A 16,305-nucleotide genomic window follows, 5' to 3' on the forward strand; every position below is an offset into this window, starting at 1 on the left:
AGAACAATATAGCTAAATATCCATCAGAAGGAGAAGGGAATTTGTTCCCTTCTTTTTTCTGAAAAATTGCTATAAAAAAACTCCCTAAAAGTTGCGTTTATTGGTTGAATTCAAGTATTAAAAAAATCAAAAAGATTTAAAAATCAAATTATTTACCTTTACTTCATATTAAACAATAGGATTGATGAGGATAACAACGATTTCAATTATTTTTCTACTGGCGCTGTTTTTGAGTTGTGGTAATAATAATACTAAGAATGTAGGCATAGAACCCCAAGAGGCTAACCAACAAAAGAAAACTATTTCTGCAAAAGCTATAGAAAACTTCAAGTATAATGATTATATTTTGAGTAGTGATGCAGAAAAGGAAGTGAGAGATTGGTCAAAATTTCAAGAACTTTCAACCCAGATTTCATTTTTGAAAAGAGCAGATATCACATTTTTTACCTCTGAAAAAGATACTTTAAAAGTCTTTTTGGATAGCTTAAAGGTGAATATTCCAGAAAATATAAATACCAATTCTGTTATTGCTAGGGTATCAACTTTAGAAACGAAACTACTAAAACTTAATGATGATTTAACTCTTGAAAACTACAATGCAGAAAACAAACTAAAGAGTATAAAAGAGCTTCTCATCGCTAACTCTAATCTCATCTATGTCATAAATAAAAAATTAGAATTTGATCTAAACGATGTTGGCAGGCCAGAAGATGAAGAATAAAAAAACGCTCATTTAAATAAACGAGCGTTTTTAATATTTAGGGAGTGTCAACTTTAATTTTTTGGCGCTGCTTTCTTTGCTTCTAAAGCTTCACGTGTACGCTTAGCCATATTAAAGTTTGGATCTATGGCCAAAGCGTCATTAATAAATTTTAATGCTGGGTCTACGTTAGTTTGGTTTTCCTGAAAAACAGCTAGAGCTTTTATATAGTTAAAAGCTGCTTTAAGCGAAGTTTCATATGGGCGTTGCGTTTCGTAAAAAGCACGTTTCATGTCATCTGTAGCATTAGCTAAACCATATTCGATTTTAGATTTTGCTCCAGCAACATCAGAATTTTGAAGCATTAAATCTGCTACCTCATAAGCTAAAGCTGGATTAGGTTTTCTACTAAATAAAACGTTATATTGCTCCAAAGCTCTCTTAGTTTCATTTAAATTTTTAAGAGAAATCGCTTTTACTTCTACATTTAAATCAGAATCCGTAGCATTTTTATCTATACCAATAACATTTAATGCTTGGACATATTTGCCTTCTGATACGTATAAGTAAGCTAATGTATCTCTACGAGACTGTTGTGGTACTAAAACCTCTAAATGCGTCATAGCGTTAATAACACCCTGAATGTCCCCTTGGACTTTCATCTGTTTGTAAAATGCTTGGTAATGTGCAGTTAAATCTGCCTTACTTTGGGCAAAAGACACTACTGAAAAAAGTAGGGTCATTGCAATTGTAATCTTCTTCATTGTTTTAAAATTTAAAGCACCAAATCTATGAAATTTAATAGTAATAGGTCTTAAAAAGTTATTAATTTCCTACAGGTCATTTTTATATCCATATGCCAATAGTTGTACCAACCTTGATGTCTCTATTATTTTTCCTTTGGAAGGTTTTGTTTCATCAAACTCTGGTAATTCTAAATTATGTTCATTACAGTATTGTTTATAGTACTCTTTTTTTATAGGATGATTAGGAAAACTGGCGTTAAAGTCCTCGTTCCATAAATCACATTCTATTATTTTAGTAATAATTGCAATGCAATCATTTTTATGTATAAGATTGATAGGTGCATCAGGATTAGAAATATTGGTCTTGCCTGAGAGTATTTTTCCAGGATGCCTGTCTTTATCAAATAATCCTGAAAACCTTAAAACTGTGGTACTAAAATTCTGATTATCTTTCAATATATTTTCAATTTCTATTAATTGACTTCCACTATTAGAAGTGGCATTTGGTTTTGATACATCAGTAATCTTTGAAAAAGAAAAGGTGTCTTCAAAAACTGAAGTAGAACTAATATAAAGGACGTTTTTAATCGAACTTTTTTCAACAAAGGATATTAAATTCTTAATCTCTTGTACATGGCTTTTATTTGGATTTTTTCTCAATCCAGGTGGAATATTAATGATAAGGGTTTCACTTCCTTCTAAAAATCCTGAAATAGTTTCTGAAATACGATACTCTTCTAAGGTAACTAGAAAAGCGTTAATTCCATGATTTTCTAATTTTTCTAATTTAGAAGTAGTTGTAGTTGAACTCCTTACCTTATAGTTTTTAGAAACTAACATTTGGGCTAATGGAAAACCAAGCCAACCACAGCCAATAATACTTATTTGTCTTTTTTTCAATTTGGATACTCCAGTCTTCATTTACGCAAAGATAGGGTAGTAAACAAACTTACTTGCGTAACAAGTTAATTTTAAGTAACTTTAATTTCAATTCAAAAATTCTAGGTCATGGGTATTAAAAGTTTTCAAGGTTCGCGGAAGCAACAAAATGCAACGCAAGAGAGGCTGCTTAAAGTCAAAGATTTTATGACTACAAATTTAATTACCTTTAAGCCTCATGAAAAAATACATTCAGTTGTAGAAGCCATAATTAAAAATAAGATTTCTGGTGGTCCGGTAGTCAATGAAAAAAATGAGTTAGTGGGAATAATCTCTGAAGGTGATTGTTTAAAACAATTAAGTGAAAGCAGATACTACAATATGCCATTAGAAGAAGATTTGGTAGAAAAACGAATGATTAAAGATGTAGAAACGATTGATGGGAATATGGATATTTTTGATGCAGCCAATAAGTTTTTAAACTCTAAAAGACGGCGTTTCCCTATAGTGGAAAATGGAAGACTTGTTGGGCAAATAAGCCAAAAGGATATTCTAAAAGCAGCTCTACAGCTTAAATCTGAAAACTGGAATAGTAGTACAAAAGGTTAAGCGTCACGTTTTACCAATGCATAATAATCACGATCCAAAGGCAAATACCCTTGGTCGTAGACAAAATAATATATAGTGCCAGCCTTTGTGGTATATATACTTGTGAAATAGTTGAAGTCAAATCCTTTTTCTACAAGTTTAGCCCTAGAAGTTTTTGTTTTTTTATCAGGATTTAAGTCTTCTAATATTCTGTAGTTTTTACGTAATCTATTATTAATATTTCTGATAAGATTTTTAGAATCTTTGTTAATGCGATTATTATAAGCATTACGACAACCATCGCTACAGAATTTTTTATCAATTCTTCCTATGATCTTATCACCACATTCAGGACATTGTTTTTGCATAGTTTTCTCTATTAAGTTCATACCATTTTGCATCGGTGCCATCAATTGTAAAATCGTTTATAAATATTAATCCAATTTTTTGAAGGACACGATTAGATGCACCATTTCCAGTTTCGGCAATGCCACAAAGCAACTCCTTTTCCATAGTATTAAAAAAATAGTCTATGGCAGCAAGTGATGATTCAGTTGCATATCCTTTGCCCCAGTATCTAGGAATAAAACGATAGCCTACATCATAAAAGTTAGTCTTATTATTGAAGGTTAAGTCATTATTTAATCGTAATCCAGACCAGCCGATAAAGTTTCCAGAAGATTTTTCTACAGTTGCCCATCTAGCAATACCTCTTTCTTTATGCTGCTGAACATTAAAAGCGATATCTTTTTTAGATTGTTCAATGCGGGTATTTGGTTTATTTCCCAAGTATTTATGAACTAAAGGATTAGAATCTAACTCAAACATGCCTTTTAAATCTCTTGGTTTTAAGTGCCTAAGAATAAGGTTTGGGGTTTCAATTTTAAAAAAATTCATGCCTAAATATAAACAAATTTATTCATTTACAAACGACTACAAATATTTACAAACGAATTTAAATATGTAACTACCGGTTAAAATTTGCAACCTACTATAGATTTGCACTGTCGAAACATAAGAACTCGATAGTATTAACTGTTTAACACTAAAAATTTAGAACACATGAACACATTAAGAAACAAAGTACAGTTGATTGGTAATTTAGGTAATGACCCAGAAGTTATTAATCTTGAATCAGGGAAAACGCTCGCAAAGTTTTCTATTGCAACAAACGAGAGCTACAAAAATGCTCATGGCGAAAAAGTAACTGACACGCAATGGCACAACATTGTCGCTTGGGGAAAGACCGCCCAAATTGTAGAAAAATATGTTGGTAAAGGCAAAGAAGTAGCGATTGAAGGTAAATTAACTACCAGAAGTTGGGAAGATAAGGATGGTATTAAACGCTATACAACCGAGGTAGTTTGTAGCGAACTATTGATGCTAGGGAAATAGACGCAACCATTAACCAAAATAAAAAGGGAAACTGAGAAGTTTCCCTTTTTACTTTTTTCGAAAAAGAAATTATTGCTTAATAATCTTTTTGGTAATACTTAAGTCTGAAGTCTTACTTTTTATAGTTAAAAAGTAAAGTGCGCTTTTTAAATTCTCTAAGTTTTTTACAACAATTTTACCATTTGTAGCTTCAGAGCTTCTAGAAACAATTCTACCGTTGATATCTACAATAGTTACATCAAATTGTTGGTTAGCCACTTCTAGTGGTAAACTTATGGTTATGGATTCTGTAAAAGGGTTTGGACTTATTTTTATATTTTCAAGGACAAAATTATTTGTACTTAATGAGCCTTGGCAAAGAGACCATCCCATATCTTCCATAAAGCCTAAGGTTATATTACCTGGATCATGTACCGCTTCTGCAGCATTAAGAAAAGGAGTCATTAATGCGTTTGGCGTATTATTAAATTCAGCTTCATCCCAATGACTATAACTTGAGCCAGGGCGAAATGTAGCTGGAGCGTATGTTCTTGGTTCGTTTCCTCCATTAGCGAGAACTGCTAGAGGACTATTGCAGGATAGCGTACTATTTGAACCGCCTCTAAATGCGTTAAACATAACTACTGACGGATCAGCAAATTCACTCTCGTCAATGACTAACTCTTTGGTAATGGGGAAACCAGGAGCTTGAGCTTCAATGTAGGTATCCCATACACTCACATGATTTGAACTCTCAGATACACTAAAACCACTTGCATCTCGTCTAATATTACCAGTTCCGCTATTAGCTGGGAACTCGATACCAAAACCAGCAACACCAAGTCCATGCCCTAATTCGTGTAAAACAACCGAGACAAAATCAAGTTGATTTTGAGGAGTATTTCCATCTGTGCCAAAATACCAATTAGACTTTAATGAGTTAAAACGACAAGTAATATCTATTGACTCGCCTGTTGGTCCGTCACTGTCTTGTCCAGTTAATTTTTCAAATAGAGCGCCTGGGTAGAGTACAGATGCATTAGGATTTGTAAGTCCTGGAACCTCCATATAAAATGCAGGGCTTGCGCTTCCTAAATTAGTATCATTATCTTCAGGGTCAGATGGAGGATTGAAAGCAGCATTCACGCGTATTGGTACATCAGAATCTAAAAGACTTTCCCAAATATCTATTGCAAATTGAAATGCATCTCTTTCTGGACTTCCTAATGGAAATCCAGAATAATTGACAATAAAAGTAGAACAACTATTTCTTGATGAATCATCGTTCATTCTTTGTTTTACAAATTCTTGGCGCGGCACATAAAACTTGTTGTTGATTTCTGAAGGAGGCATATCACAAATTGGAGTGTCTACTATGATTGCTGTATTGACATTACTGTTCTGAGAAATAGAGTTCCAGCACGTGGCAATCCCTAATAAGGTGGTTAATATTTTTACGTAATTTGAAGACATAACATTGATTTTTCATTTTTCAAAGCAAAAATAACGAAACACTGACGTTTCTGCTTCGCATTTAACAAAAAAGGAGATTTTCATTAAGAAATCCTCCTTTTTAGTACGTAATAATTTATGTTTTACTTTACAACTAAAGTATATTGAGGTGTCTCATTTAAAGGACAAAAGTAAATCAAAAAATGCTTAAAAAAAGAAACATTGTACAGAGTATGTCTAGGAAAGGTAATTGTTGAGATAATGCCGTTATAGAAAACTTTTTAGGCACATTAAAATCAGAGCTGTTCTATCTTAAAAAATAGAAATCTATTAACGAATTGAAAACAGATATTAATTAATATATTCGCTATTACAATAATGATAGAATATCATTAACGTTAAAAGGAATGAGCCCGATACAGTATCTGTATCGGGCTCATTTTCTAAAATGAACTATCCCGAGGCAGAGCCTCGAGGAATTCTTTTTGATTAAAACTTGGCGCATGGTAGCAACTCATAACCCGATAACCAAAAAACTCATATTTCATTCTGATAGAGGCAGTCAATACGCCTGTGAAGCTTTTAGAAATATATTAAAAAGTTATATAAAGGTTTAGTATTACAGTCTATGAGCAGAAAGGGTAATTGTTGGGACCAATGCCGTTGCTGAATCGTTTTTTAAAAGTCTTAAGGTAGAATGGATTTACAAACACAATTACCAACTAAGATCACAAGCTGAATTATCTATATTTCAATGGATAGAAACTTGGTATAACAAAAACAGAAGACATTCCTAATTTAAACTATAAAACTATTAACGAATTTGAATTAAACATCTATAATAAAAAGTTAGCGGCATAATCTCTTATCTAATTGTCCAGTTTCTTCTTGCAAGTTCAGGTGTAAAGATTAGTTTGTTTTGGGCTCTTGAATTGATTAAGATGCTTTTGTTATTAATACTAAAAACGGCATCTGTAGAAAACTCTTTAAATTGATATTGCATGCAAGCTTAGTCTTGTACTTTAATTGAAAATTACAAATTATATGTTTATAAGTATTTAAACTAAAAAAGCAGCTCAGTTAAGCCACTTTTTTTAGCAAATCAAAGCAAGGACACTTTTTACATCTTTTGTGTTCAGCCTTTTTATATTTTTTACAGCACTTAGATTTTACTTTTCCTAGTGCATCGGTCCCGATAGTTTTTAGAACTTTGATACGTTCTTTTTTTAACTTTTTGCTTTTCTTTTTCTTGCTCATTATTAATAGCGATTAATAACAATACAAAAATAGTTATTTATATTTAATCTAAATAAATTTCAACATTTATACTCCTGTGTCAGGAGCAGCAGAGCTTACGACTGTCAGTTGTTGTATATCTCTATCAAATAGGTAAAGACCACCTTTGTCATCACCAATCATATTTATTTTATCTAATATGGTTCTTGCGGTCGCTTCTTCTTCAATTTGTTCGGCAACGTACCACTGTAAAAAGTTGTGTGTAGCATAGTCTTTTTCTTGAAGCGAAATATGTACCAACTCATTAATGCTTTCTGATACAAATATTTCGTGCTCTAATAGTTTTTCAAACATTTGCTTAAATGAATCAAAAGACACATTAGGAGCATTAAGTTCACTCACTTGAGCATGGCCACCACGTTCGTTTACAAACTTCACCAATTTAAGCATATGCTCACGTTCTTCATCAGATTGGTCGTACATAAAATTTGAAATACCTTCTAAGCCTTTAATTTCCGCCCAAACGGCCATAGCTAAATATACTTGTGAGGACTCAGCCTCGATTCTTATCTGTTTATTTAATGCAGATTCTATAGTTTTTGATAACATAGTTTGTGTTTTTATCAAAGATAGGGAGATATAAATTGAAATAAAATAATTGTTATACTAGCTTAATGGTTTTGGGTAAAATTCATATTAAATCTAAATTTACTTTAGTACTTTTAAGTTTAAATCTTTACCAATGGCTGTAAAACCAAAGTTAAAACGATTCGATACTGAAGTAATTCAAAAATACCAGATATATAATGGTATTTTTATGAATCTTCCTTTCGACACCATATCCAAAACTGTAGCACTTCTACCATTATTTTATGAAACTTGCAAAAAAGGTTTCGAAGCAGGACATAATCCTACAGAAATTGTAGATACTTTTTTTAAGAAATATCAAGCCCGACGTTCACCTGAAAGTCAAATAAATTTATTATTTCGATTTATTCAGTATATAGAACGTCAAGTTGTTTTGTTCGATTCTGTTGAGGATGCATCTTTTGCTACTGTAAATAACATGAATGGTATAGGTTCTTTGAGAAGTCTAAAAGAAAATGCACAAGCAGAGAATAAGAAGGAACGACTTCAAGAATACTTAGAAAATTTTAAAGTTCGAATCGTATTAACGGCTCATCCAACACAGTTTTACCCTGGTGCAGTACTTGGAATAATTACAGATTTAGCAGAAGCGGTTAAAAACAATAATCTTCAAGAAATTAATAGCTTATTAGCCCAATTAGGTAAAACACCATTTTTCAAAGACAAAAAACCGACACCTTATGATGAGGCTAAAAACTTGGTTTGGTATCTAAAAAATGTATTCTATCATTCCTTTGGTAGTATTTACGATTATACGCAGGAAAATATCTTTGATGATTGTGAAATAGACAACTCTATTATTAATATTGGTTTTTGGCCGGGTGGTGACCGTGATGGTAATCCTTTTGTAACTCCTGAGATTACGAGAAATGTAGCCAAAAAATTAAAAGAGTCAATAATTAAAAAATATATTAGAGATGTTAAATATCTGAGAAGACGTCTCACTTTTAAAGGTATTAGAGAACGTATTATAGATTTAAATCACCACTTGGTTGATAGCCTTTTGAATAAAGCAGATTCTCCTACGGTCACTCAATTTGCTAATGAATTGCGAGTTATTAGAACACAATTAATTGAGCAACATCAATCTTTATATGTAGACAAAGTTACGAGTCTAATAAATAAAACGAAACTCTTTGGTTACCATTTTGCGAGCTTGGATATAAGACAGGACAGTCGTGTACACGATAGTATGTTTAAAGCTTTAGTCGAGGAATTAAGAACTAATGGTAGCGACTTATTTCCAAAAGACTTTTTTGATTTAAGCTTAGAGCAGCAACTTCAGTATTTATCTGAAGTTAAAGGACCAATGGGCAATATTGAATTTAAAGATGAGGTGGCCATAAATATTGTTGAAACCATTAGGGCAATGAAAGCCATACAGGATGAGAATGGTGAAATAGCCTGTAACCGATATATCATTAGTAATACCCAAACGACACTTCATGTGTTACAGTTATTTGCAATGCTTAGAGTTATAGCATTTGAAGATAAACTCACTGCTGATGTTGTACCATTATTTGAAACGGTTCCCGATTTAGAAAATGCACCAAAAGTTATGGAGGATTTATATACTAATCCAAACTACAGGGCACATCTTGAAACAAGAGGCAACAGACAAACTATTATGTTAGGCTTTAGTGACGGTACTAAAGATGGAGGTTATCTTATGGCAAATTGGGCGATTTTTAAAGCTAAAGAAGCACTAACAGCATTGTCTAGAAAATACAATATTGATGTGATATTTTTTGATGGTCGTGGCGGACCACCTGCGCGTGGTGGCGGAAAAACACATCAATTTTATTCGTCTTTAGGACCAACAGTTGAGGATAAAGAAATTCAATTAACGATACAAGGGCAGACTATAAGTTCTAATTTTGGAACCTTGGCTTCATCGCAATATAACATGGAGCAGTTGATTAGTTCTGGGATTTCAAACCGTTTGAATGATAAGAATAAAGAAATGTCCGAAGAAAACAGGTTGGTTATGAATCATTTGGCAGACTTGAGTTATGATTCTTATGTCGATTTTAAAAAGCATCCTAAATTCTTGAGCTACCTTCAAAATATGAGTACGCTAAAGTATTATGCTAAGACAAATATAGGAAGTCGTCCATCTAAACGTGGAAAATCTACAGAGTTGGTCTTTTCAGATTTAAGGGCAATTCCGTTTGTAGGTAGTTGGACGCAATTAAAACAAAATGTTCCGGGCTTTTTTGGAGTTGGTAAAGCATTAAAAGTATATGAAGATAAAGGCGATTTTGAAAAAGTTCAGAAACTATATAATGAATCCAAGTTCTTTAACGCTTTAATAAGTAACAGTATGATGTCACTAACCAAATCATTCTTCGACCTAACAAAGTATATGTCTGAAGACCCAGAATATGGTGCATTTTGGAACCTTATTTTTGAAGAGTACAAAACGTCTAAACGATTAATATTGAAACTGGCGGGTTTTGAAACGTTGATGGAAAATGAACCTGTGGGCAAAGCATCAATTGAAGTGAGAGAATCCATCGTACTGCCATTATTGACCATACAACAATATGCACTGAAGAAAATACAAGAGCTTGAAAAAGCTGAGGTTAAAGATGAAGTTCAATTAGAAGTATTTTCAAAGATGGTAACACGTGCTATGTTTGGCAATATTAATGCGAGTCGTAATTCAGCTTAAAAGAAAATCTCTTGTGCCAATCTAAAGGTATTGGCATGTGCATCTACTATAGTTTTAATGTCTGGGGAATAGCCACCTCCCATAGAGCACATCACAGGAATGTTTTGGTTCTTGCAAGTCTGTAGTACAATACGATCACGTTCTTTACAGCCTTTAACAGACATGCCTAGTTTACCCAATTTGTCAGTAGCTATAACATCAACACCACATAAATAATAGATAAAATCGGGTTTTTGTTCATCAATAAGTTTTGCTAAAGTTTCTTTTAAAATATTGAGATAAGTAGCATCAACAGTATTGTTATCTAAAGCAATATCTAAATCACTTTTTTCTTTTTTGAAGGGGTAATTACTAGCGCCATGCATAGAAAAGGTAAATACAGAATTGTCATCCTGAAAAATTTCTGCTGTACCATTACCTTGGTGTACGTCTAAATCTACAATCAGAATTTTCTTAGCTAGACCCTTACTTAGAAGGTATCTTGCGCCAATTGCTTGGTCATTGAGCATACAAAAAGCTTCGCCACGATTGGTGTAGGCGTGATGTGTACCTCCTGCTATGTTCATAGCAATACCATTTTTTAATGCAAATTTACTTGCTTTAATAGTACCATCTGTAATAATTCGCTCCCTTTGAATAAGAACTTCACTCAGTGGAAAACCTATTTTTCTTGCTGCACGTTGATTTAAAGTAATGTTTAGTAAATCGTAGAAATATTCTGGGTCATGGACGGCCAAGGCATACTTATCATTTGGGATTTCCGGTTCAAAAAAATTAGAAGTTTTACAAGTTTCTTCGTACAGTAATTGCTCGGGTAACAACTCATATTTTTCCATAGGGAAACGATGTCCTTGAGGAAGCGGATGTTTATAAATGGGATGAAATGCTATTTTGAGCATTAAGGATTATCTGTTTCTACTGTTATAATTTGTGAAACAAACTCGTCATTGTTGGTGATACCTTCGATAAAAAGTGTTACAGGTTCTTTACTAGGGCTAAAATATACATAATCAAAAGAGCCATCACTATTTACATTAATATTCGGAGCCCAAGAGACAACACCATATTCTTTAAAAAATGTAGAATCGTAGTATTGGTATTGAGGCGTATAGAATTTTTTTTCTGTACTAAATGTTATTGGAAATTTTATGATTTGTGTATTTATTGAAAAATTTCGTTCAGGGTTGTCTTTTAAGATTAAACCTGGTTTAGTTTTAATCTTAATAACCCCAAATCCTCCTTGCATACCCATTTGAAAAGCATTTCTGTCTATTTCGATATAATCAATAATATCCATTCGGTAATTATATAGCACATCTAAGTTTCTCAACTGTACATTGTCTAAAAAAACTATTGGCGAGGTTGGGCCATCTTGTAATGTATTTCTCCTTTGATTAAAAATAGATAATCGACCTTGGTTTTGAACAACATTAAAACCTTGAGTTGCAATCCAAGTTGCAAAATCAGGATAATCTCGTCTCATATATTTATCAAAAACAACAACCCTTCCAGCACTAGCGTTTTTAAGTTTTTCATATTTTGTTAGTTCTTTCTTTTTTCCAGTTATGATAACTTCATCTAGTCGTTCAACATCATCCCCTAAAGAGAAATTGGTAAACTCAAGAGTATTAAAGTTTATATCTATGTCAGCAATATCAAATTTATTCATGTAATTCACATCTAGATTTGGAATTTTTGCTGGGTTGAAAGTTAAATATAAACTCGGCTTTAAAGGTTTACCTCTTTTCCCAATACCATTTATTCTGAGCTTATCATTCTCCACAGGAAACAAAGCCTGAACATCAAACTGAGTATCTTTTTTATCTAGATTTACTAAGAAAGACTTAGAGTTTTTTAATGGGCTTATTAAATACTCATCTGTTTTTTTATCATTAGCTTTCGCAGTAAAACTTATGCCCTGCTCAAAAGGGTAGACTAGTTTTTTTTCTTTTCCGAAAATAGTATTCCAGTCATAGCTGCTCCATCCTTGAGTAATGAGTAAGAGGTCTAAATTATATTTGGTTTTAGCAGTAATATTCGTAAAATAAAACCGTGGGTCTTGTACAAAACCTTTAACGTAAGGTTGTAGTAAGGTATAGGAAAGTATGTTGTGCCTGTGATTATAAGATTTAGTTATTTCAGGAAGTATGGATACACTTAGATTATTAAATTTTTTTGAGTCAATCCCCGCTAGATTCATCGTTACTTTTACAGAATCATTTTCTGCTTTATTGGTTTTTACTTCGGTGATTTGATTAGTTTTAATTCCATCAAATGAAAATAAGAGACGTTCTAACAACGGGTTGTCATTAGCATCAAATAAGGTGAGTATGTTTATGCCTTTGTATAATAATTTGTTGTCAAAAAGATTATATTTTTGATTTGTTTGCTCATCAATTTTAAATTCCCATGTATTAATTTCTCTTCCGTTATGTAGGGCGAGTTTATAATCTTTATTGGGTGAGGTATTTTTATTGTTTGATATGGTTACAAGGGTTTTGTCTTTCATAGTTTTTACAGACATAATTACACCTTGTTGCTTTATGTTTATTATTGAACTAGTATGATACTTATCGCCATGTTTTACGACAACCTTATAGCTATTTCCGTTTTTGGGATTTAAAATTGTTTTAGCTATTCCAAATTTGTTGAGTTTAAAGGTGTTTAAAGTGTCTGTATCATTTTCTATAATAGCCGCATTTAAAAGTGGAACACCTTTACCGAATTGATTTTTTACAATAATACCATAGGTATTGAAACTATCATAGATAGCATGCCCACCTTCTGGCAAGGCAGCAATATCAAGTTTAGTTGTTTCGTTTTTAATCGAGTTTTCTTGTTTTGTAATCTCTGGGTCTATGACTTTAAAAGGACTAATAAAGTAGTTTTGTTCGTCAAAATTGCGCATCCAATTGGTATAGGCTTTTAAAACATAAGTGCCAGTAGTAAATAGACTGTCTACTTTAAATGTAGTGTTAGAAACTCCCTTGACCAACATAAGCAAATCTTCCTTGATACGTTTACCATTTTTATCTTCTATAACACAATACAGATTCGTGGAGTTTGTGCTTAATTGCGAAGAGGTTTTATCAAAAACATAAACAGATAGGCCAATCATTTCACCTTTGATGTATGTTGATTTATTGAGGTGAACATAGGATACCTCTCTTGGACTATCAAAGTTTTTTTTATAAGATTCTAGCAGGTTATTACTATTAGTTTTTTGTGCATTTAGATGAGTTGTAATACTATTTAAAACAATAACAAAAATTAGAGCAACAGTAAGATTAGAGTATTTTTTTATCATAACTAATTAAGATTTATTTTTTTGTTTCGGAGATAAACTCGTTATTATTGGTGATGCCTTCGATAAAATTTTTAAGTCTTTACGGTCAGTGTCAAAAAGTCTAATCTTAAACTCTCCATTAAGATTAGTTGTAAGGTTAGAAGACAAGCCTATAGTTTCATATTTATTAAAAAAGTCAGTATTGAAGTATTTGTATTTAGGGATGTAATATGATTTTTTTGATTGGAATTTTAAAGGTAAGTCATTAATAAATATTAAAGGGGAATCAAGACTCCCTGTTAATCTGTTTTTTCTTGCATTGTAAATTGTTAGTAGCGGTAAACGCTCGCCGTTCTCTGCAGCAGGTTGTCCTAAGTTTTCATTAACGATAAATCCTTTAGAGGCTATAAAAGTGGAGAAATTAGTAAATGCATTTCGCATCATATCATCAAAAACAATTAATGAGCCTCGGGTCAACTTCTTTAAAGACTCATACCTTGTTTTTTCTAGTTTAACGGAGAGTTGAACTTCTTCTAGTTTTTGAATTTCATTTAAGTTTGTATTATCCTCAGTGATATCCGTTAAGACAGCTCTTCTACCAGATGTGTTATTGGCATTTAAATTATTATTAAACTCGGGTATAGAAGCTGGTTTAAATGTGAAGTACAATTGCGACTTTTGAGTCTTATGATTTTTAGAATTTATTTCTGTGATGTTTAATTGGTCATTCTCGGTAGGTAAAAGTGAAGCACCTTGAAAAGAAGAGTTCTCTTTAGTAACATCAAAAAAAACAGACTTAGAATTCTTTAGAGGTTGAATTAAAAATCGGGTATCTTTCCTGTTGTTTATAGAGGCTTTGTAACTAATTCCCTGTTCAAAACTATAGGCAGTTTCGGGAGTATTACTAAAAATGTTACCCCAATTATAACTACTCCATCCTTGGGAAATCATTAGATTATCTAATTCATAAAGTTTTTTTGTAGTAATTTCTTTTAAATAAGGTTTTAAAAATGTAGATGATAGAATATTATGTTTAGGTGTATATGATTTTGTTTCGGTTGGTAAAATTGAAACGCTTATAGTTGTAAATTTTTCAGCTTGTAGGTTAGGTATTGTAATACTGATATCTAACGAATCTTTTACAGTTTTTTTTACGCTGGCTATACTTGAAGATTGCTCTATTCCTATATTGTTAAAGAAGAGCCTTTCTTGCAAGGGAGAATTTTTAGAATTGAATAGTGTAAAAATATTTATACTAGGATATAAGTCATCTTTTTCAAAGACTTTATTAAGAGTTTTATTGTCTTTACTAAAGTTAAACTCCCAAGCTTCTATCTCAGCGCCATTATGTAGTGCCAAAATATAATTTTCGTCTAAGATGTTTTGTAATGTATTATCGTTAGTGAGGATAGAAAGAACAACTTTGTCATTAACATCTTTAAGCGAAATAGAGATTCCATTTTTCTTAGCCTTTACAATGGGTTGTTTATAATCTTTATAACCAAAATTAAAAGCAATAGAATATTCCTGATTAGCGGTAGGCATAAACGGTGTTCTTCCTACGTCTAATTCGTTAAGTATAAATGTTCCAATATTGGTATTATTAACATCAACAATAGCACCTTGAATATTGGGAATTCCTTTGCCAAATTGGTCTTTTATTACAATTCCAAAAGTATTTGGTACATCTTTTAACAAGTGACCACCTTCAGGTAGTGCTTGTATGTCGAGTTTAGTAATTTCATTAATAGGAGCTTTTTCTTGTTTCTCTACATCAGGGTCTATTATTCTAATCTTTTGAGAGAAAAAGATTTTTTCTTTAAAGTTTAGTATCCAGTTAGTGTAGGCTCTGAATGCATAATTGCCAGAAGTGAATAGACTATGAGTTTCAAAGACATTACTGGTGACTCCTTTTTTTACTATAAAGAGGCCACTCCGTACAGTTTTATTGTTTTTATCAGTTATTGTGCAATAAAGGTTAGTAGTAGAAAAACTAAGCTCTTTTGAGGCTTTATCAAACACATACGCTTTAAAACCAATCATTTCGCCTTTAACGTATGTGGTCTTATTTAGATGAATATAAATATTTTTTCTTGGCGCCTCAGTATAATCCTCAAAATTTTCGATGATTGGAGAGTCGTCGACTTGGGAAATTAGGGCTGCGGGTGATAACCATATGGCTATAAAAAATATGAAAGATATTTGTTTAAGACACTTGAAATATAAGTTATTGGAATTCATAGACGGTTAGTTTTGATAAATTTATCAAAAACTGTACCATTTTACTTACATTTTAACTTAAAGTTAGGTTAGATAATTTAAAAAAACTTCAGAATTCAATCAAAACAAACCCCTTATCTTTTTGATTAAAAAAGCATAATAAGGCTTGTTTTTTACTTGAATTCAACCAATAAATGCAACTTTTAGGGAGTTGTTTTTATAGCAATTTTTCAGAAAAAAGAAGGGAACAAATTCCCTTCTCCTTCTGATGGATATTTAGCTATATTGTTCTCCGTCAAAAAATTGCAATATGAGTCAAATAACCCTTGAGCAAAGATATGAAATATCCTCTCTATACAAGTTAGGTAAAACACAAGATTACATAGCTAACTCTATTGGCGTACATAAGTCTACGATAAGCAGAGAGCTGAAGCGCAATGCAGATAAGCGTAGCGGTGATTATCGAGCAAAGCTAGCTGAGCGTAAATGTAGAGAACGTCAT

Annotated in this window: 15 protein-coding genes and 2 pseudogenes; 7 read left to right on the forward strand and 10 right to left on the reverse strand. The window is 32.2% G+C overall.

Going from position 1 to position 16,305, the window contains the following annotated elements:
• Positions 1-229: 229 nt before the first annotated feature.
• A complete protein-coding gene (locus tag HKP48_RS07035) occupies positions 230-721 on the forward strand; it encodes a hypothetical protein (protein ID WP_296344246.1) in 492 nt (163 codons plus the stop codon).
• Between the two features lie 53 nt (positions 722-774).
• On the opposite strand, the gene HKP48_RS07040 is transcribed toward HKP48_RS07035, so the two are convergent.
• The gene (locus tag HKP48_RS07040; RefSeq protein ID WP_296344249.1) at positions 775-1,464 is read right to left on the reverse strand and encodes a hypothetical protein; all 690 of its coding nucleotides are present in this window, start codon (positions 1,462-1,464) and stop codon (positions 775-777) included.
• Between the two features lie 69 nt (positions 1,465-1,533).
• The gene (locus tag HKP48_RS07045) at positions 1,534-2,367 is read right to left on the reverse strand and encodes an NAD(P)-binding domain-containing protein (protein ID WP_296344252.1); all 834 of its coding nucleotides are present in this window, start codon (positions 2,365-2,367) and stop codon (positions 1,534-1,536) included.
• Between the two features lie 87 nt (positions 2,368-2,454).
• Here HKP48_RS07045 and HKP48_RS07050 point away from each other — a divergent pair, with 87 nt between their 5' ends.
• Complete coding sequence (locus HKP48_RS07050) at positions 2,455-2,934, forward strand: CBS domain-containing protein (RefSeq protein WP_296344254.1); 480 nt, start codon at positions 2,455-2,457, stop codon at positions 2,932-2,934.
• Here the strand turns inward: HKP48_RS07050 and HKP48_RS07055 are convergent.
• Positions 2,931-3,281, reverse strand: coding sequence for a hypothetical protein (locus HKP48_RS07055; RefSeq protein ID WP_296344256.1), 351 nt, complete (start codon positions 3,279-3,281; stop codon positions 2,931-2,933). The two genes, HKP48_RS07050 and HKP48_RS07055, sit on opposite strands and share 4 nt — an antisense overlap.
• Positions 3,262-3,810, reverse strand: a complete 549-nt coding sequence (locus tag HKP48_RS07060; protein ID WP_296344259.1) for a GNAT family N-acetyltransferase — start codon at positions 3,808-3,810, stop codon at positions 3,262-3,264. Before HKP48_RS07060 ends, HKP48_RS07055 begins: the two co-directional genes overlap by 20 nt.
• A 165-nt stretch (positions 3,811-3,975) precedes the next feature.
• Between HKP48_RS07060 and ssb the strand changes: the two genes are divergently transcribed.
• Complete coding sequence (gene ssb, locus HKP48_RS07065) at positions 3,976-4,308, forward strand: single-stranded DNA-binding protein (RefSeq protein WP_296344262.1); 333 nt, start codon at positions 3,976-3,978, stop codon at positions 4,306-4,308.
• A gap of 69 nt (positions 4,309-4,377) precedes the next feature.
• Here the strand turns inward: ssb and HKP48_RS07070 are convergent, their stop codons facing one another.
• Positions 4,378-5,760, reverse strand: coding sequence for a T9SS type A sorting domain-containing protein (locus HKP48_RS07070; RefSeq protein WP_296344264.1), 1,383 nt, complete (start codon positions 5,758-5,760; stop codon positions 4,378-4,380).
• A 182-nt stretch (positions 5,761-5,942) separates the two neighbouring features.
• Between HKP48_RS07070 and HKP48_RS07075 the strand changes: the two are divergent.
• Together HKP48_RS07075 and HKP48_RS07080 are read left to right on the forward strand one after the other, a co-directional pair.
• Positions 5,943-6,191 (forward strand): annotated as a pseudogene (locus HKP48_RS07075) (IS3 family transposase); the annotation flags it as partial.
• A gap of 33 nt (positions 6,192-6,224) precedes the next feature.
• Positions 6,225-6,600 (forward strand): annotated as a pseudogene (locus HKP48_RS07080) (integrase core domain-containing protein); the annotation flags it as partial.
• 4 nt (positions 6,601-6,604) lie between these two features.
• Here HKP48_RS07080 and HKP48_RS07085 read toward each other — a convergent pair.
• Both HKP48_RS07085 and HKP48_RS07090 read right to left on the reverse strand, forming a co-directional pair.
• Complete coding sequence (locus tag HKP48_RS07085) at positions 6,605-6,742, reverse strand: hypothetical protein (protein WP_296344266.1); 138 nt, start codon at positions 6,740-6,742, stop codon at positions 6,605-6,607.
• Positions 6,743-7,062: 320 nt separating this feature from the next.
• Entirely contained in the window at positions 7,063-7,584 is a 522-nt protein-coding gene (locus tag HKP48_RS07090) for a ferritin (RefSeq protein WP_296344267.1), read from the reverse strand.
• Positions 7,585-7,717: 133 nt separating this feature from the next.
• On the opposite strand from HKP48_RS07090, the gene HKP48_RS07095 reads away from it, so the two are divergent.
• Complete coding sequence (locus HKP48_RS07095; RefSeq protein WP_296344268.1) at positions 7,718-10,297, forward strand: phosphoenolpyruvate carboxylase; 2,580 nt, start codon at positions 7,718-7,720, stop codon at positions 10,295-10,297.
• Here HKP48_RS07095 and HKP48_RS07100 read toward each other — a convergent pair.
• The 3 genes from HKP48_RS07100 to HKP48_RS07110 are packed head-to-tail and all read right to left on the reverse strand — an operon-like array spanning position 10,294 to position 15,824.
• Entirely contained in the window at positions 10,294-11,196 is a 903-nt protein-coding gene (locus tag HKP48_RS07100) for a histone deacetylase (protein ID WP_296344271.1), read from the reverse strand. The two genes, HKP48_RS07095 and HKP48_RS07100, sit on opposite strands and share 4 nt — an antisense overlap.
• Positions 11,196-13,604 carry a hypothetical protein gene (locus HKP48_RS07105; RefSeq protein WP_296344272.1) on the reverse strand — a complete coding sequence of 803 codons (2,409 nt, stop codon included), beginning with the start codon at positions 13,602-13,604 and terminating at the stop codon, positions 11,196-11,198. The genes HKP48_RS07100 and HKP48_RS07105 overlap by 1 nt, the downstream gene beginning before the upstream one ends.
• A 6-nt stretch (positions 13,605-13,610) precedes the next feature.
• Positions 13,611-15,824: a hypothetical protein gene (locus HKP48_RS07110; RefSeq protein ID WP_296344275.1), complete on the reverse strand. Its 2,214-nt coding sequence runs from the start codon at positions 15,822-15,824 to the stop codon at positions 13,611-13,613.
• A 289-nt stretch (positions 15,825-16,113) separates the two neighbouring features.
• Between HKP48_RS07110 and HKP48_RS07115 the strand changes: the two genes are divergently transcribed.
• The coding region (locus HKP48_RS07115; protein WP_296344277.1) for a helix-turn-helix domain-containing protein at positions 16,114-16,305 on the forward strand (192 nt) is incomplete at its 3' end.

This window comes from Winogradskyella sp., from assembly GCF_013042245.1.
GTDB lineage: Bacteria > Bacteroidota > Bacteroidia > Flavobacteriales > Flavobacteriaceae > Winogradskyella.